This is a genomic window from Malaciobacter mytili LMG 24559 (genome assembly GCF_003346775.1).
In the GTDB taxonomy this organism is placed as follows: domain Bacteria; phylum Campylobacterota; class Campylobacteria; order Campylobacterales; family Arcobacteraceae; genus Malaciobacter; species Malaciobacter mytili.
On the sequence record NZ_CP031219.1, the window covers coordinates 2,372,324 to 2,390,789 of the forward strand.

Below are 18,466 nucleotides of genomic sequence, written 5' to 3' on the forward strand. Positions count from 1 at the left end.
CCAAGGAGAAAACTATGGCAAAAAATACAATGACATTAACTGATAACAGAAGTGGTAAATCTTACGAGTATAATATTATTGATGGTACAAGAGGACCAAGTGTTGTAGATATAAGAACTTTCTACAAAGATTCAGGTATGTTTACTTATGACCCAGGTTATACTTCAACTGCATCTTGTGAATCTAAAATCACATTTATTGATGGTGAGAACTCTGAGTTAAGATATAGAGGTTATGATATTACTGAACTTGCTGGTAAAAAATCATATCTTGATGTTTGTCACCTTTTAATGGTTGGTAAATTACCTGATGAAGAAGAATCAAAAGCTTTTGATTTAGAAATCAGACATAGATCTTTCTTAAATGAAGGTATTATTAGATTATTTGATGCTTTACCAGATGGTGCACACCCAATGGCTACTATGGGTGCAGCTACTATGGCACTTGCTGCATTTTACAAAGATCACTTACATTTAGAAGATGAAGATGAATTTAAAACAATGAGAAGAAGAATCTTAGCAAAAATGCCAACTATTGCAGCTATGGCTTATAGAAATTCAATTGGTACACCACTAATTTACCCAGATGTAAATAGATATTTTACTGAAAACTTCTTATATATGTTAAGAGCTTACCCAGGTGGAAAGATGAAATACCTAGGTGATGGATTAAATGATGAAATTAAACAAGTTGAAGTTGATGCACTTGATGCTATCTTAACTCTTCATGCTGACCATGAACAAAATGCTTCTACTACAACAGTTAGAAATGTAGGTTCAACAGAAGCTCATCCATATGTTGCTATTTCTTCTGGTATTGCTGCATTATGGGGAAGTGCTCACGGTGGAGCAAATGAAAAAGTTATGGATCAATTAAGATTAATTGGGGATGTTAAAAATGTTCCTGAATATATTGCTAAAGCAAAAGATAAAAATGATCCATTTAGATTAATGGGATTTGGACATAGAGTATATAAAAATAGAGATCCAAGAGCTGAAACTCTTAAAAAATTACAAGATCAATTAAGAGTTGAATTAAAACTTGATTCTAAATTATTAGATATTGCTCAAGCTGTTGAAGAGGCTGCATTAAGTGATGATTACTTTAAACAAAGAGGACTATATCCAAATATTGACTTCTATTCAGGTGTAATTTTAACAGCACTTAAAATTCCAGTAGAGATGTTTACTCCAATCTTTGTTATTGGAAGAATTCCAGGATGGATTTCTCAATGGTCTGAGTTAAAACAAGATCCAAACCACAAAATTGCTAGACCAAGACAATTATATACAGGTAACTAATAAGTAGTTACTTAAAGGAGATAACAAGAAATGAGTGAAATGGTAAAAATATCAGTAAACGGAGAAGAATTAGATGCCCCAAAAGGTGGGCTTCTAATTGATACTTTATTAGAGAAGAATATTCACATTCCTCATTTTTGCTATCACCAAGCACTAGGGAAAGATGGAAATTGTAGAATGTGCATGGTTGAAATTGAGGGGCAAAAAAGACCTCAAATTGCATGTGATACACCTGTTAAAGATGGAATGATTGTAAGAACAAAAGGTGCAAATATTGAGAAAGTTAGAAGAGATATTTTAGAACTTCAACTAATCAATCACCCTATTGACTGCCCAACTTGTGACCAAGCGGGTGAGTGTAAATTACAAGATTACTATATGCAATCAGGTTTCTATGAGTCAAGAGTGAATGTTGATAGTAAAAATCATGCAAGAAAAAGAGTTGATCTTGGTGCAAATGTTATGTTAGACCAAGAAAGATGTGTTCTTTGTACAAGATGTGTAAGATTCTGTTCTGATATAACAGGGACAAATGAACTAGGAGTAATCCATAGAGCTGATCACTCAGTAATTGGAACATTTCCAGGAAGACCTTTAGCTAATCCGTATGCTATGAATGTTGTTGATTTATGTCCAGTTGGAGCATTAACAAGTAAAGATTTTAGATTCAAACAAAGAGTTTGGTTTTTAGAAAGCTTTGATGCTATTTGTAATGGGTGTTCAAAAGGGTGTAATATTCATGTTGATCATAGAAAAGAAAAATATAAAGATGATCAAATTTTTAGATTTAGACCAAGAGTAAATAAAGCTGTAAATGGTTTCTTTATGTGTGATGAAGGAAGACTTTCTTATCACAATGAAAATAAAAATAGATTTACAAATGCAATTGTAGATTCAAAAGAAACAACTATTGAAAGTAGCATTGCTTCTATGTTTAAATTAGTTGCAAATAATAAAGATATACTTTTTGTAGTAAGCCCTAACCTATCTTGTGAAGAGTTACAAAATGTTAATTCTTTTGCAAAAATGTTAAAAGCAAATGTTTCTGGATATTCACCAAATTATATTGATGAATCATTTAAAGATGACTATTTAAGAAGAAGTGATAAAAGTGCAAATAGAGCTGCTTTTAAAGAGTATGGAATTAGTGAAGATGAAAAAGAGTTTAAAGCTAATTTAGAAAAAGCATCATTAGTAGTGATTTTAGATACTAACTATTTTGATGAAAATATTAATTTATTAGATAATAAAAAAGTAGTAAGCTGTTTTTCACATAACTGCTTAACAATAGGAAAATCAAATGTTGCAATTCCAATCTCATCTTTTTATGAGAAGAGTGGTACATATATAAATTGTGATAATATCAAACAAAAAGTTATCTCAAAAATGCAAAAAGATAAGCCTACTGCTTCTATTACTACTTTATTAGAAGAGATGAAAAGTATGGTGGAAAAAGGAAATATATGACAACAGCTTCTTTAATAATTATTATTGTAAATATAGTTCTTGCATTAATCCTTGCAACAGGAATGACTCCTATTTTAGTATGGTGGGAAAGAAGAGTTGCAGGTTTTATTCAAGATAGAACAGGTCCAAATAGATGTAATGTTGGACCTTTAAGACTTGGTGGTCTAATTCAAAGTATTGCTGATATGTTAAAACTTGTATTTAAAGAAGATTTTACATCTGCTCATATTAAATATAAATTTTTCTTTGCAATAGCACCCGGAATTTTATTTTTCTGCTCTTTTTTAACTTTTGCAGTTATTCCTTTTGCTGATACATTAGTTATTGATGGAAAAGAGCATGTAATGCAAGCTGTTCCAACTCAATTGGGGATTATGTGGTTTTTAGCTTATGCTGGATTATCTACTTATGGAATTATTTTAGGTGGGTATGCTTCTGGAAGTAAATTTGGTATTTTAAGTTCTATTAGAGCAACTGCACAAGTTATCTCTTATGAAGCTGCTATGGCTTTAGCAGTTATTTCTATGTTATTAACATATGGTTCTATTAACTTATCAGAAATTGTAACTGAACAAACAGGAACAATATTTGGTGTTATTCCAGCATGGGGTGTATTTATGCAACCATTAGCTGCATTGATTTTTATTGTTACAGCTTTTGCTGAAACAAATAGAACTCCTTTTGATATTGCCGAAGGTGAATCTGAAATTGTTGCAGGTTATCATACAGAATACTCTGCTATGAAATTTGGTCTTTTCCAAGTTGGTGAGTTTGCTGCTATGTGTGCAGGAAGTGCTATTATTGTTACACTATTCTTTGGTGGGTACCATGTTCCTTGGTTAGATACACAAACATTAAAAGATAATATTAATATTGTAATTATTGTAATTATGGTTTTATTACCTTTAAAAGTTTTTGTTTTAACAAAATGGATGAAAAAGAACAATAACTGGAAAGATTCAAATAATATTAGAGCTAAAGAAACAGCTATTTTAACTAAAGTATTTTGGTTATTAGCAATAGCAGTTGTGGCTATTTTAGGTTCATTTTTAGCTACTGGACTTGGAGAAAATGGTGTAAATATAGCTGTAACAGTTATTCAAATTGGAACTTTCTTACTTAAGTTTTTATTAATGAGTTTAGTTTTTATTTGGGTTAGATGGACACTATTAAGATTTAGATATGACCAACTTCAAATGTTAGGATGGAAAGTGTTATTACCATTATCTTTACTAAATATTGTAATAACAGCAACATATATTGTAGTAGCAGGAAATTAATATGGGAATAAAAATAGTACCAAGACATGGAAAGTCGTTAAAAGATAGACTTTATCTACCTGCAATTGCAGGTGGTATGAAGACTACATTTACGCACTTTGTTAAGAATTTAAAAGATACATCAAATCTTAAAACACTTCAATATCCAGAGGTTCAACCAACAGATTTAACTGATAGATATAGAGGTGTACATAGACTTACTAAATGGGAAGATGGAAGTGAAAAGTGTGTTGCTTGTTATATGTGTGCAACTGCTTGTCCTGCTCAATGTATTTTTATTGATGCCCAAGAGAGATTTGATGGAGTTGCTGAAAAAAGACCAAAGCAGTTCAAAATTGACCTATTAGAGTGTGTTTACTGTGGATATTGTGTAGAAGCTTGTCCTTGTGATGCAATTAGAATGGATACTGGAATTTTCTCTTTTACAGGTTCAAAAAGAGAGGATTTTTTAGTAGATAAAGATTATCTAATGTCAAATGAAAGATCAAAGGATTTTAATAATGACTGATATAGTATTTATAGCACTTAGTCTTTTTGCAATAGCTGGAGCTGTTGCTATGCTAGTTAATAAAAAACCATTAAATAGTGCATTAGGTCTTTTAATAACTATGTTATCAATTGCTGGATTATTTGCTCTACTTAGTGCAAGTTTCTTATTTATGGTTCAAATAATTGTTTATGCGGGTGCAATTATGACTTTAATTTTATTTATATTAATGTTTCTTAATATTAAAGATGAAGAGTTACCAGATGAGCCTAAAAAATATATGTTTATAGGATTAGGGGCAGCATTAATGATTCCTTTAAATGTTCTAATTCTAAAAGCTGTTTCAAAATTACCAAATGCTGATTTAAGTATTGTTGAGGGTGATTTTGGTGATATTAAACCTGTTGGTATCACACTATATAATAACTGGCTAGTATCTTTTGAGTTAATCTCTATTTTACTTCTAGTTGCCCTTGTAGGTTCTATTGTTCTTGCAAAAAGAAGAAAACCTAAAGAAAAAAGAGGAGAGCAATAATGATAAGTTTATCATCATATGCATTCGTTTCAATGATACTATTTTCAATAGGTGTTATTGGTGTTATTGCAAGAAGAAATGTTTTTATAATTTATATGTCAATAGAGTTAATGTTAAATGGTATAACACTATTTTTAGTGACATTTGCAAGATACCACTTTAATTTGGATGCACAAGTTATAACTGTACTTGTAATTGCAATTGCTGCTGCTGAAGCTGCAATTTTCTTATCAGTTATTATTTTATTATATAGATCTAAAAAATCTTTAGATACTGATATTTTTACAACTCTAACACAAGGAGAAAATTCATGAATACTCCTTTATTAGTTTGGATTATTTTAGCTCCTTTAATTGGTGCTATTGTAAATGCAGGTTTTTATTTTTATCACATTAAAAAAGAAAGCATTTCTGATAAGGTATTCTCGATTATTGGAACAATTACTCCTTTAATTGCATTTTTAATTACTTTATGTTTATTTTTACAAATGAGAGAAGAAGGAGTAGTATTTACTCAAACTTTATTTACTTGGCTTTCAATTGGTAATTTAAATATTGAGATGAAATTACTAGGGGATAACTTAGCAATTTTTATGTCTATGTTTGTTACTTTTGTTGGTTGGTTAATTCATATTTATGCAATAGGATATATGAAAGGTGATAATGGGTTTGGAAAATTCTTTGCTTATTTCAACCTATTCTTAGCATCAATGTTAATTTTAGTATTAGCTGATAACCCAATTATCTTATTTATTGGATGGGAAGGGGTTGGAGTTTGTTCTTACCTTTTAATTGCCTTTTATTATTCAGATAAAGAGAATGTTATTGCTGGTAATAAAGCCTTTATTGCAAATAGAGTTGGAGATTTTGGTTTCTTACTTGGTGTTGTAACACTATTTTTTGCAATTGGTGCTGATTCTTTAAGTTTCTCAACAATTGAAGCAAACATAAATAATGCTTCTACTGAATTATTAATGTTAGCTGGTTTCTTACTTTTTGTAGGAGCTATGGGTAAATCAGCACAAATTCCTTTATATGTTTGGTTACCAGATGCTATGGCAGGACCAACACCAATTTCTGCACTTATCCACGCTGCAACAATGGTTACAGCAGGGGTTTATATGGTTGCAAGATTCCACTTTTTATATAGTGGTATTGAAGATATTGGAACATTTATTGCTTATATTGGTGCTTTTTCTGCCCTACTTGCAGCTATTATTGCAACAAGACAACAAGATATTAAAAAGATTCTTGCATACTCAACTATGTCTCAATTAGGATATATGTTTATAGGTGTTGGACTTGGATTTTATAGTTCTGGATTATTTCATGTATTTACACATGCTTTCTTTAAAGCTATGTTATTCATGGGTGCTGGAGGAATTATTATAGCTCTTCATCATGAGCAAAATATCTTTAAAATTGCACAACATAGAGCACAATTACCAATTATTCATTTTACTTTCTTAGTTGGTGTTATTGCAATTGCGGGAATTCCTCCATTTTCTGGATTCTTCTCAAAAGATGCAATTTTAGCAGCGGCATTTCAAGATGGTGAGTATTTAATTTGGGGAATTGGAATGTTTACAGCATTTTTAACTGCATTTTATATGTTTAGATTATATTTTATTGTATTTATTGCACCAAGCAAACATGTAGCACAATATGTATATACATCTAAAACAATTACAATTCCTTTATTAATCTTATCAATTGGTGCAATTGGTGCAGGTTTCTTAAACTTCCCAGCTATTTTTGGAGGAAGTGCTTTTGTAGATACTTGGCTTTCTCAATTAAATTCGCAAAAGATTCATCTAGCACACTCAACTGAATATATCTTAATGGCTGCTTCTATTTTAGTTGCAGTTGCTGGTATTGTTGTAGCATATAAAAAGTATGCTAAGTTTGATATTTACAACCCTGAAAATGAAGAGGGAATTATTGCTAATAAATTCTATGTTGATGAATTCTATGACAAAGTATTTGTACAAACTAGTAAAAAAGTAAGTACATTTATTGATAAAGTTGTTGATGACAAAATCATTGATGGATTTATTATGACAGTATGTAATGAGTTTGTATCATTTGGTAAAAAAGTTGCAACTATTCAAAATGCAAATGTAAGATTTTATGCTGCATTTATGTTAGTTGGTATGAGTTGCATCTTTGTTTATTTATATATTTCATTAGGATTGTAGTATGAGTGCAGATGTTTTATCTTTTATAATATTTTTACCAGCTGTTGTAGCCTTTGGACTTTTGGTTACAACAAAGAATATTGAAGCTGTTAGAAATATGGCTTTTCTAACAACAATAGTTGTTCTAGCTTTAGTATTAAAATTATATTTAGAGTTTGAACCAAGTGAAGGAATACAATTTGTAACAAATGCCTCATGGATTAGTAGTTATGGTATCAATTATTATATTGGTGTTGATGGAATTTCATTGACTATTCTTATGATGATTGCTATTTTAATTCCTACTTCTTATTTATTATTATGGGAAGGAAGAACTAAAGGTTACTGGATTAATATGTTATTAGTTCAAACAGGTGTTACAGGTTCTCTTTTATCACTTGATATTGTATTATTTTATTTCTTCTGGGAAGTAATGCTTTTACCTGTATTCTTACTAATTGGTATTTATGGTTTTGGACAAAAAGAATTTACAACTATTAAAGTTACAGTTTATACAATGGCAGGTTCATTATTAATGTTTGTTGCTGTTTTATATCTTGGAGTTACTTTTAATAGTGAATTTGGATATTGGTCTTTTCAATATACAGATTTAATGAGAATTACTACTTTAAATTATAATGAAAAAATTTGGTTATTTTTAGCATTTTTAGCTGCATTTGCAATTAAAATTCCTATTTTCCCGTTACATACTTGGATAATGGAAACATATAAAAATGCTCCTACAGGTGCAGTTTTCTTATTATCTTCAATTATGGCAAAACTTGGAGTATATGCAATTATTAGATTTATGATTCCTATTTTTCCTGACATTTATGTAGAGTTTTCTATGTGGTTTGTAATCTTTGGATTATTTGGTCTTATCTATTTTGGTATAGCTGCACTTATGCAAGATGATATTAAAAGAATGTTTGCATACTCTTCAGCTTCACACCTAAGTTTTATTTCAGCAGGTATTTTCTCATTAAATGCTTATGGAATGAATGGAGCTTTATATTTAATTATTGCCCATGCAATTGCAACAGGTGCGCTATTTTTACTTGTTGGAATTATTCATGATGAGACAGGAACAAAATCTATTAAAAAACTTGGTGGATTAGCTAAAACTGCTCCAATTTTCACAGTAATTTTTGCAATTATGTTATTTGCAAATGTTGGTTTACCAGGAACAAATGGTTTTGTATCAGAATTATTAATTATATTTGGTATTTATGAATTTAATCATACGTTAGGTTATATCTCAGCACTTACTGTTATTATTGGGGCTTCATATATGTTATGGATGTTTCAAAGAGCTATTTTACAAGATAGAGATGGTGAGTGTTTAAATATGAGAGATTTAAAAATTAAAGAGATTATTGGTTTAACTCCTTGGGTTATTTTAGTATTCTTAATGGGTATTTATCCAGATATATTCATAGATAAATTTGAGCCAACAGTTACTCACTATATCAATGACATCTTAAAAATTGGAGCAATGAAATGAATGAATTTATCTTAATAATACCAATTTTAACGGTTTTAACAGCAAGTATTGTTTTAATGCTTTTAAGTATGTATGATAAGTTTTCAACAAAGAACTTTATTACAGTTGCCTCAATTTTTTTAATTATTGCTTTAGGTTTTTCTATTGGAACTTTTACTGAAATATATTCAGTAAAAATTTATAGTGATATATTTAATAATGCTTTGATTTTTGACTCATTTTCAAACTTCTTTAGTATTTTATTAATTTTTGGTACTCTTTTAACATTACTAATTGGTGAACACTATTTTCTACATAGAAAATATTTTAAAGGTGAATTTTTTACTATTTTAATGTTCGCTTTATTTGGTATGATTTTATTAGCAAATGCAAATGAATTAATTACTGCATTTATTGCTTTAGAAATTGCATCATTTTCTGTATATGTAATGGTTGGATATAATAGTGATGATTCTAAAAGGGTTGAAGCTATTTTTAAATATTTAGTTTTAGGTTCTTTTATTGGTGCATTTTATCTTTTAGGTTCTGTTTTAATTTACGGTGCAACTCAAACTACAAACTTAACAGAAATTGCAGTATATATCTCTAATCATAGTGGAAATGATTTAACATTAGTATATATTGGTATGACTCTAATTTTATTTACATTTTTATTTAAAATTGCAGCATTCCCATTTCAATCTTGGGTACTTGATGTTTATAGAGGTGCTCCTATGATTATCACTGCTTATATGGCAGCTACATTTAAAATTGCTATTTTCTCTTTCTTCTTAAGAGTTTTCTTACAAGATATTTCAAATGTAATTGATTTTTGGGATTCAATTATGTATGTTTTAGTAATACTAACATTAGTATTTGGAACATGGCTAGCAGTATCACAAAAAATTGTAAAAAGAATGCTAGCAGCATCATCAATTGTACATACAGGATACTTACTTTTAGCATTTCTTGCATTAGGACAAAATATTGAAGCTGCTTATGCAACAATGTTTTATTTAATTGCATATTTATTATCTGCTCTTGGAGCATTTGGTTTAATTTCACATATTATTTCTGAAACAAGTGTAAGAGTAACATTTGAAGATTTTAAAGGTTTATCAAAAGAAAGACCTTTCTTAGCAGCAATGATGACAATTTTCTTATTAAGTTTAGCAGGTATTCCTTCAACTATTGGATTTATTGGTAAATTCCATGTATTTACTGAAGCAATTAGTGCTGGTTTTGCAAGCTTAGCAGTATTGGCAATTATTGCAACAATTGTGTCAGTATATTACTATTTTAGACTTATTGCAATGATGTATTTCTATCCTGCAAATGCTTCTTGTGAAAGTCAAGGATTTAATGATAAAAGAGTTTCAACTTATGTAATCGCATTTATTGGAGTTCTTACTATTTTAGGTGGTATTGGTAGTGCAATCGTATTTTTTATACCTGTTATAAATATAGATTCTATTATTTCTATCGCACAAATGACGGTACAATCTTTATTTATAAAATAAAATGTGTTAATATGTAACAAGATTACGTATGACATTTTTATTTTATTATTTTTCTAACACTATATAAAAAGCCCTAGAAATAGGGCTTTTTTTTTAATATTTTTATTTTTTCGTACAATAATTGTACATACTCAATAAATAGTTTTATAATAATTTTTGAAGAACACTTTTGCTATTATATCGCTACGTTAAAAACATTAGTAATATCACGAGAAAGGATGTAAAATGAGTGACCTAATAGAAGGTTATATTGGTACTACAACGGAAAGAAAAAAGAGTAGACTTCCTGCAAAACTTGACTATATGCAAAGTGCTACAGGTCTATTTTTAGCTCTTTTTATGTGGGCTCATATGCTATTAGTATCTTCGATATTAATTAGCAAGGATTTTATGTACAGCGTAACAAAAGCTTTAGAGGGTAGCTTTATTATTGAGGGAGGACACCCTATATTTGTAACTATTGCAGTTGCAGTTGTTTTTGTTATTTTTATTACTCATGCCGCTTTAGGTATGAGAAAATTACCTGGTAACTTTAAACAATACCAAGTAATTAAAGCACATTCTAAGAATATGAAACATGACGATACAAAACTTTGGTTTATCCAAGCATTTACTGGTTTTGCTATGTTCTTCTTAGGTTCTGTACACTTATATATTATGATGAGTAATCCAGGAGATATTGGACCATACGCTTCAGCAGATAGAGTTGTAAGTGATTGGATGTGGCCTTTATATATCCTTTTATTATTAGCTGTTGAATTCCATGGAACAATTGGTCTTTATAGATTATGTGTTAAATGGGGTTGGTTTGACGGTGCAAACCCAAGAGAGACTAGAAAATCTCTTAAAAAAGTAAAATGGGCATTAACAGTATTTTTCTTAGTATTAGGTTTTGCTTCATTAGCTGCTTATATTAAAATTGGTCTTGAGCATAAAGCTAACTATGGTGAAAGATATGTTCCAACTGCAAAAATTTTAAAAATTGACAATAATGGGAGGCTAGCATAATATGAAAATTAATTACTGTGATGCGTTAGTAATTGGTGGTGGATTAGCAGGTTTAAGAGCTGCTGTTGCTGCACAAAAAAAAGGATTAAGTACTGTTGTATTATCGTTAGTTCCTGTTAAAAGATCACACTCTGCTGCTGCACAAGGTGGTATGCAAGCTTCTTTAGGTAACTCAAAAATGTCTGATGGGGACAATGAAGATTTACACTTTGCAGATACAGTAAAAGGTAGTGACTGGGGATGCGACCAAGAAGTTGCAAGAATGTTCGTACATACTGCACCAAAAGCTATTAGAGAGCTAGCATCTTGGGGGGTTCCTTGGACTAGAGTTAGAGCAGGAACAAGAGAAGCTGTTATTAATGCTAAAAAAACAACTATTACTGAAGATGAAGATAGACATGGATTAATTACATCAAGAGACTTTGGTGGAACTAAAAAATGGAGAACATGTTATACAGCTGATGCTACTGGTCACACTATGTTATTTGGTGTTGCTAATGAAGCATTAAGACATGATGTTGATATAAGAGATAGAAAAGAAGCTTTATCAATAATTCATGAAGATGGAAGATGTTATGGAGCTGTTGTTAGAGATTTAATTACTGGTGAATTAGAAGCTTATGTTGCTAAAGGTACTTGTATTGCAACTGGTGGATATGGAAGAGTATTTAAACAAACTACTAATGCAGTTATTTGTGAAGGTACAGGTCAAGCTATTGCTCTTGAGACTGGTATTGCAACTTTAGGAAATATGGAAGCAGTACAATTCCACCCAACTCCAATTGTACCATCAGGTATTTTATTAACGGAAGGTTGTAGAGGTGATGGTGGTATCTTAAGAGATGTTGATGGTCATAGATTTATGCCAGATTACGAGCCAGAGAAAAAAGAACTTGCTTCAAGAGACGTTGTTTCAAGAAGAATGATTGAACATATTAGAAATGGTAAAGGTGTTCCATCTCCTTATGGATACCATGTATGGTTAGATATTTCTATTTTAGGTAGAGAGCATATTGAAAAGAACTTAAGAGATGTTCAAGAAATTTGTCAAATCTTCAATGGTATTGATCCAGCTGATGAAGGTCCTAAAGGATGGGCTCCTGTACTTCCAATGCAACACTACTCTATGGGTGGTATTAGAACAAAACCAACTGGTGAATCACAAAACTTAAAAGGTTTATTTGCTTGTGGTGAAGCTGCTTGTTGGGATATGCATGGATTTAACAGACTTGGAGGAAACTCAGTTTCTGAAACAGTTGTTGCTGGTATGATTATAGGTAACTACTTTGCAGATTTCTGTTTAGAAAATGATGTTACAATTCCAACTGCAACAATTCAAAAATTCTTAGATGAGCAAGATAAATATCTTGATGAAATTTTATCTTACAATGGTTCTGAAAGTATTTTTAAAATTAAAAATAGAATGAAAGAATTAATGGATGAAAAAGTTGGTATCTTTAGAGATGGTCCACACTTAGAAGAGGCTGTAGAAGAGTTAAAAGAACTATTAGTTAAAACAAAACAAATTACAGTTAAATCTAAAGAAAGAGCTGGAAACCCTGAACTTGAAGAAGCATATAGAGTTCCAAAAATGTTAAAAGTTGCTTTATGTGTTGCTAAAGGTGCTAGAGATAGAACTGAATCAAGAGGTGCACACTATAGAGAAGATTATCTAAAAAGAGATGATGTTAATTGGTTAAATAGAACATTAACTTCTTGGCCAAATTCTGATGCTTTAGAGCCTGAAATTACATATGAGCCACTTGATATTATGAAAATGGAAATGCCTCCAGCATTCAGAGGATATGGTGCTAAAGGGATGATTATTGAAAATGAGCTTTCTGCAAAAAGACAAGCACAAGTTGATGAAATCACAGAAAAAATGCAAGCAGAAGGTAAAGATAGACATGAAATTCAAGATGCTTTAATGCCATTTGAATTACCAATGAACTATAAAGAAAGAAATGAAAGAGCAGGAGATAAATAATGAGTGCACAAAAAGGTAGAGAAATAACTATTTCAGTTCTTAAATTTAATCCAAGAAGTAAGGTTTCAAAACCTCACTTTGTTGATTATAAATTAGAAGAGACACCAGGGATGACTCTTTTTATTGCTCTAAATTATATTAGAGAAAATTTTGATCCAGATTTATCTTTTGACTTCGTATGTAGAGCGGGTATTTGTGGTTCTTGTGGTATGGTTGTAAATGGTAAACCAGCACTTGCTTGTAGAACACTAATTGCAAACTATCCAGAAGAAAAATTAACTTTAATGCCAATGCCTGCATTTGAATTAATTAAAGATTTATCAGTTAATACTGGTAAATGGATGGATAAAATGTCAAAAAGAGTTGAATCTTGGATTCACTCAAATGAAGAAGTTGATATTTCTAAAATGGAAGAAAGAGTTGATCCAGATATTGCTGATCAAACATTTGAATTAGATAGATGTATTGAATGTGGTATTTGTGTTGCATCTTGTGGTACAATATTAATGAGACCAGATTTTGTTGGACCTGTTGGATTAAATAGAATTGCAAGATTTGAAGTTGATCCACATGATAATAGAACGGCAGAAGATTTTTATGAATTAATTGGTGATGATAATGGAATTTTTGGTTGTATGTCATTAATGGCTTGTGAAGACCATTGTCCAAAACACTTACCATTACAAAATAAAATAGCATATTTAAGAAGAAAGCTTGTTTCTTTAAGATAAAACTTTCTTAATAAAAGGGGCTTTGCCCCTTTATAAACCCCAAATATAAAAAGTTAATTACCAATTGTGGTAATTAACTTTTTATATTTTAATAGGTATAGGAGGCATAATGAATTTAGCAAAAGATTACTTTTTACTATATCATGGAATTCAAGCCCAAAAAAACATTTCATATGAAATAACAAAAACAAAAGAAGCCGAATTTTTTGAAATTGTAGCATTAATATTAAGTGCATCAAGAAAAAACTACGATAAATATCTACCTTTAAAATCTTTTAATGATATTTGTACTTTTATTACTACAAAAGCACCTGTAAACTTAGAAGAACTTTACTCTTTACAATACAATTTAATAGAAATTATAGCAAATGATAATCATCATGAAGATATTGAAAAACTTCATAATGCCTTTGAATACCTTGCAAATGAAGAGATAATTACTAAAGCTGATAATGAAAAATTAATCTCACTATTTGATCCTAGTGAAATTGTAATAAAAAGAAAAGATGAAGAGATTTTAATTGATAATTCTAAAACATTTAAAGAACATAAAGAAGAGATTGATTTAGTAATTCAAGAACTAAAAGAGATAATAAAAAAAGATGACTTATTAAATGAATTAAAAGAGACAAATAATTATATTAATAATCAAAAATTCTCAATTGGTATTACAGGTGTTATGAATGCCGGTAAATCTACTATGCTAAATGCACTTATGGGTAAAGAGATTTTAGGAAGTGCTGTTGTACCTGAAACTGCCAACTTAACAATTGTAAAATATGATAAAAATCCAAGTGCAAAAGTTTTCTATTGGAATAAAAAAGAGTGGGATAGAATAGAAAATAGTGCAAATGAGATTGAATCAATAAAAGAGTTTGTTCAAGAAACAAAATCTATTTTTAAAGATGAACTAAAAAACTATATAAAAGATGATTCAAGAAATGATGAAGTAGATATAAATAATCTTGCACTATATACTTCAGCAGAAGCAAGTGGTAAAAAATGTAATCTTGTAAAATATGTGGAATTAAAATCTGATTTAAATTTTTTAAAAGATGGTATAGAAATAGTTGATACTCCAGGTCTTGATGACCCAGTTATTCAAAGAGAAGAGATAACTAAAGAGTACTTAAATAATTGTGATATGATGATACACCTAATGAATGTATCACAAAGTGCAACTTTAAAAGATGTTGAGTTTATTATTGATGCTTTACTTTATCAAAATATCTCAAAATTATTAGTTGTAATTACAAGAGCAGATACAGTTACAAAAGAGCAATTAGAAGAAGTAATTAATTACACAAAAACTTCTATTAAAAGACAACTAAAAGCTTTAAATAAAGATAGTCAATTAGATTATATTTTAAAAACTATAAAATTTATTCCGATTTCTGGGAAAATGGCACTTTTACATAGAACAGGTAAACAAAAAGAAGCCTTAGAAGCAGGTTTTAAACTTGAAGATACAGGAATTTTAGAAATTGAAAACTATTTAAATGAGTCTTTATTTGGGAAAAATAGCTCTAAAACTGATTTAATTATAAAAGGTGCAAAAGCACAACTATATAAAACAACTGAAAAACAAATTTCTGCACTAAATTATGAGCTTAGACTTTTATCAAAATCAAAAGATGAATTAGAAGAAGAACTAATAGAATTTAATAAGAAAAAATCAGCAAATGAGAAAATCTTTCAAGCTATGAAAGAGGATATTTTATACTATAAAAATGATGCAAAAAACTATATTGCTTCTTTGGAAACATTTTTAACTTCAGAATTAATTGACTTACAAACAGTAATTAAACAAAGAGTTATTAGTGATGTAAGATATACATATGAAAAAGAGAAGAAAAAAACTCCTGCTTCAAGAGTAAAAACAATAGTTGAAACGGCAATAAAAGATGGTATTGTTGATGTTATAAGAGATTATAGATATAAATTTATTAAAAAATCTCAAAATATTGGAGAAATTTGTGAACAAAAATACCATGACTTTGGCTTTGCATTGGGACACAAAAATGATAATTTTGATGCAAGAGGTTTTTTCCAAGATGATTTTAAAGCTGGATTTTTAACTTCATCAAATGATATTCTAATTTCAAAAGTAATAGCTGCTGTTGAAAAATGCAAACCTACAAAATTAGAAGATTTAGAAATAGCTTTAGATAGAGGTTTAAAAGAAGAGTTTTTTAATATTGAAGAGAATATTAAAACAAAAGCAAAAGAAGTTTCACAACTTTTAATTGAAAACTTCTTTAAAATATTAAATGCTCCATTAGATAACTTTGAAGCAAAACTAAAAAGTGATGAAGAGATTTTACAAAATCAAATAAAATCATTTGAAGATAATGAAAAAAATAAAGATGAATTATCTATTATAATTCATAAAAATCTAAAAAAATTAGAAAGTATTAAAGAGGGTTGTAAAAGATGAAATTATTACAACAGTTTATAAATGAATATAAAGTTGCCTATGAAAAAAAAGAGGTTGTATATGAAAATAGTATTGAAGGAGAGATAAAAAGAGTTAAAGATTTACTTTTAGATGATAATTTTTTCCCATCAATACAATTAAAATCAATTTTAGATAAGTTTATTAGAAGAGCAAGATACCCTATGGAAGTTGCAATTACAGGTCAGTTTTCAGCTGGTAAATCAACTTTTTTAAATGCTTTACTTTCAAGAAATGTTTTACCAACAGGTATCACTCCTGTTACTTCAAAAGTAAACTTTATTAATTATGGGGAAGAATATAAGTTAAAAATCACTTATAAATCAGGTGCTGAAGAGTATCATAGTATTGATGCAATTGCTGAGTTTACTGACCAAAGAAAAGAAGAATTAGATGATGTAAAATATCTTACTTTATATGCTCCAATGGATATTTTAAAAGATATTTCTTTTGTGGATACTCCAGGTCTTAACTCTCAAAGTCAAAGTGATACTGATACTACAAGAAAAGTATTAAGAGATGTTGGTGGAATTATTTGGCTTACACTTATTGATAATGCAGGAAAAATGAGTGAAGCAGAAGTTTTAGAAGAGTATATGCAACACTTTAAAAATAAATCTTTATGTGTATTAAACCAAAAGGATAAATTTACACAAGAGCAAATACAAACAACAACAAACTATGTAAAAACAAAGTTTAGTAAATATTTTGCAGAAGTTATACCAATATCAGCTAAACAAGCTTTAGATTCAAGAAAACATCAAAAAAATATCCTATTAGATACTGTATATGAAGATATTACAAATAAATTTAAATCAAAACTAAGTGAAAATTTAGAAGTTAATTCAATGGAGTTTTTTAAAGAAGAGTTTGAAAACTTTAAAAAAGAAGTATCTTCTATTAATTCAAAAGATAATACACAAGATATGAAACTTTTAGAAGAATCAAATATCACAAAAGTTTTAGATTTTATAGAAAATGTTATTAGACCTCAGGCAAAAGAGTCAAAAGAGTTTGCAATTAAAAAGGATTTAAAAGGGGTTTGTGATATTTTAATAAAAGAGTATGAAACTATTGTTGGGACATATAACTCTTTAATTGATATTTTAACTTTAGCAGAAGAGAAAATTTTATTAGCCTTTGATGAAATTCATAAAAAATACTCAAAAGATTTATACAATATTTATAATTCACTTGAAGCAATTATGGAAAAAATTGCAAGTGAAACTTATAAAAATGTAAAAAGAATCCCAGCTATTAGATACCAAGAGAAAAAAGGAAACTTTTTAACAGGAACAAAAATTGAAAAAGTTGAATATGAAACTTTTTGGATAGATAGTGATAATGTATATAAAAACCTATTTTATGATGATCAAACAATAGATAAAATGTTTAAACGCTCAATTAAAATGTTAAAAAACAATGAACTTCAAACTGATGAAGCTTTTAGAGATGTTTATAGATTATTAAAATCAGAAGTTCACAAATGGCAAGAGCCTTTTGAAAAAATAAGAAAACATAGAGAAATTGCTTCTGATTTAGAATTTTCTTTTACAAGACACTTTGCAGCAAAAGTATATGAAAATGTTTTAATAGAGTACCATAAAGCTATTTTAGAAAATATTTCAGCATTAAGAAAAAAATTCGCATATTTTAATGGGGCATTATCATACTCTTATATTCAAACAACACAAGCAACAATTGCACATTTTGAACAACAAATTAAAGAATCAGAAGAATTATATAAAAAAGAGCCTACAAAATTTAGTGTAAATCATCCAAGAGAAGATGAAATACTTACTAAATTAAAAGTAAATTTTGCCTTTGAAAAAATAGAGGATTTCTTAACTTCAAAAAGAAACTACTTATTTAAAATTGTTAAATACTCAAAAGAGCAATATTTAGAGATAAATACAAATAGAATAAAATTTGTAGAATCTAAAAAAGAAGTTTATTTAAATAAAATAAAAAAACTTCAAGAGATTAAAAATAGTATATAAAAAATACAATTTTTAAATATCCCTACTAAATTAGCT

General features: G+C 29.0%; 14 protein-coding genes. All 14 read left to right on the plus strand.

From position 1 onward, the window contains the following. The first annotated feature begins 14 nt into the window (after positions 1-14). Positions 15-1,301 (plus strand): citrate synthase, encoded by a 1,287-nt coding sequence (locus tag AMYT_RS11670; RefSeq protein ID WP_114842698.1) that lies wholly within the window; start codon positions 15-17, stop codon positions 1,299-1,301. Between the two features lie 30 nt (positions 1,302-1,331). Beyond that, positions 1,332-2,768, plus strand: coding sequence for a 2Fe-2S iron-sulfur cluster-binding protein (locus AMYT_RS11675; RefSeq protein ID WP_114842699.1), 1,437 nt, complete (start codon positions 1,332-1,334; stop codon positions 2,766-2,768). Next, positions 2,765-4,048 carry a complex I subunit 1/NuoH family protein gene (locus AMYT_RS11680; protein WP_114842700.1) on the plus strand — a complete coding sequence of 428 codons (1,284 nt, stop codon included), beginning with the start codon at positions 2,765-2,767 and terminating at the stop codon, positions 4,046-4,048. Before AMYT_RS11675 ends, AMYT_RS11680 begins: the two co-directional genes overlap by 4 nt. Before the next feature lies 1 nt (position 4,049). Continuing rightward, positions 4,050-4,556, plus strand: coding sequence for a NuoI/complex I 23 kDa subunit family protein (locus AMYT_RS11685; RefSeq protein ID WP_114842701.1), 507 nt, complete (start codon positions 4,050-4,052; stop codon positions 4,554-4,556). Continuing rightward, positions 4,549-5,070: an NADH-quinone oxidoreductase subunit J family protein gene (locus tag AMYT_RS11690; RefSeq protein ID WP_114842702.1), complete on the plus strand. Its 522-nt coding sequence runs from the start codon at positions 4,549-4,551 to the stop codon at positions 5,068-5,070. Before AMYT_RS11685 ends, AMYT_RS11690 begins: the two co-directional genes overlap by 8 nt. Next, positions 5,070-5,384 (plus strand): NADH-quinone oxidoreductase subunit NuoK, encoded by a 315-nt coding sequence (gene nuoK / locus AMYT_RS11695; RefSeq protein WP_114842703.1) that lies wholly within the window; start codon positions 5,070-5,072, stop codon positions 5,382-5,384. Before AMYT_RS11690 ends, nuoK begins: the two co-directional genes overlap by 1 nt. Next, positions 5,381-7,267 carry an NADH-quinone oxidoreductase subunit L gene (nuoL, locus tag AMYT_RS11700; protein WP_114842704.1) on the plus strand — a complete coding sequence of 629 codons (1,887 nt, stop codon included), beginning with the start codon at positions 5,381-5,383 and terminating at the stop codon, positions 7,265-7,267. The genes nuoK and nuoL overlap by 4 nt, the downstream gene beginning before the upstream one ends. A gap of 1 nt (position 7,268) precedes the next feature. Continuing rightward, positions 7,269-8,750: a complex I subunit 4 family protein gene (locus tag AMYT_RS11705; protein ID WP_114842705.1), complete on the plus strand. Its 1,482-nt coding sequence runs from the start codon at positions 7,269-7,271 to the stop codon at positions 8,748-8,750. Continuing rightward, positions 8,747-10,249, plus strand: coding sequence for an NADH-quinone oxidoreductase subunit N (locus AMYT_RS11710; protein ID WP_114842706.1), 1,503 nt, complete (start codon positions 8,747-8,749; stop codon positions 10,247-10,249). Before AMYT_RS11705 ends, AMYT_RS11710 begins: the two co-directional genes overlap by 4 nt. Before the next feature lie 225 nt (positions 10,250-10,474). Further along, positions 10,475-11,257 carry a fumarate reductase cytochrome b subunit gene (locus AMYT_RS11715; protein WP_114842707.1) on the plus strand — a complete coding sequence of 261 codons (783 nt, stop codon included), beginning with the start codon at positions 10,475-10,477 and terminating at the stop codon, positions 11,255-11,257. A gap of 1 nt (position 11,258) precedes the next feature. Next, complete coding sequence (locus tag AMYT_RS11720; RefSeq protein WP_114842708.1) at positions 11,259-13,244, plus strand: fumarate reductase flavoprotein subunit; 1,986 nt, start codon at positions 11,259-11,261, stop codon at positions 13,242-13,244. Further along, a complete protein-coding gene (locus AMYT_RS11725) occupies positions 13,244-13,975 on the plus strand; it encodes a fumarate reductase iron-sulfur subunit (RefSeq protein ID WP_114842709.1) in 732 nt (243 codons plus the stop codon). The genes AMYT_RS11720 and AMYT_RS11725 overlap by 1 nt, the downstream gene beginning before the upstream one ends. Positions 13,976-14,084: 109 nt before the next feature. Next, the gene (locus tag AMYT_RS11730) at positions 14,085-16,412 is read left to right on the plus strand and encodes a dynamin family protein (protein WP_114842710.1); all 2,328 of its coding nucleotides are present in this window, start codon (positions 14,085-14,087) and stop codon (positions 16,410-16,412) included. Beyond that, positions 16,409-18,430, plus strand: coding sequence for a dynamin family protein (locus AMYT_RS11735; RefSeq protein ID WP_114842711.1), 2,022 nt, complete (start codon positions 16,409-16,411; stop codon positions 18,428-18,430). Before AMYT_RS11730 ends, AMYT_RS11735 begins: the two co-directional genes overlap by 4 nt. Positions 18,431-18,466 lie beyond the last annotated feature (36 nt).

Bases quoted from the DNA above. Each gene is read 5' to 3' on its own strand.
- AMYT_RS11670 (WP_114842698.1), top strand. From the start codon at position 15: ATGGCAAAAAATACAATGACATTAACTGATAACAGAAGTGGTAAATCT.
- AMYT_RS11675 (WP_114842699.1), top strand. From the start codon at position 1,332: ATGAGTGAAATGGTAAAAATATCAGTAAACGGAGAAGAATTAGATGCC.
- AMYT_RS11680 (WP_114842700.1), top strand. From the start codon at position 2,765: ATGACAACAGCTTCTTTAATAATTATTATTGTAAATATAGTTCTTGCA.
- AMYT_RS11685 (WP_114842701.1), top strand. From the start codon at position 4,050: ATGGGAATAAAAATAGTACCAAGACATGGAAAGTCGTTAAAAGATAGA.
- AMYT_RS11690 (WP_114842702.1), top strand. From the start codon at position 4,549: ATGACTGATATAGTATTTATAGCACTTAGTCTTTTTGCAATAGCTGGA.
- nuoK (WP_114842703.1), top strand. From the start codon at position 5,070: ATGATAAGTTTATCATCATATGCATTCGTTTCAATGATACTATTTTCA.
- nuoL (WP_114842704.1), top strand. From the start codon at position 5,381: ATGAATACTCCTTTATTAGTTTGGATTATTTTAGCTCCTTTAATTGGT.
- AMYT_RS11705 (WP_114842705.1), top strand. From the start codon at position 7,269: ATGAGTGCAGATGTTTTATCTTTTATAATATTTTTACCAGCTGTTGTA.
- AMYT_RS11710 (WP_114842706.1), top strand. From the start codon at position 8,747: ATGAATGAATTTATCTTAATAATACCAATTTTAACGGTTTTAACAGCA.
- AMYT_RS11715 (WP_114842707.1), top strand. From the start codon at position 10,475: ATGAGTGACCTAATAGAAGGTTATATTGGTACTACAACGGAAAGAAAA.
- AMYT_RS11720 (WP_114842708.1), top strand. From the start codon at position 11,259: ATGAAAATTAATTACTGTGATGCGTTAGTAATTGGTGGTGGATTAGCA.
- AMYT_RS11725 (WP_114842709.1), top strand. From the start codon at position 13,244: ATGAGTGCACAAAAAGGTAGAGAAATAACTATTTCAGTTCTTAAATTT.
- AMYT_RS11730 (WP_114842710.1), top strand. From the start codon at position 14,085: ATGAATTTAGCAAAAGATTACTTTTTACTATATCATGGAATTCAAGCC.
- AMYT_RS11735 (WP_114842711.1), top strand. From the start codon at position 16,409: ATGAAATTATTACAACAGTTTATAAATGAATATAAAGTTGCCTATGAA.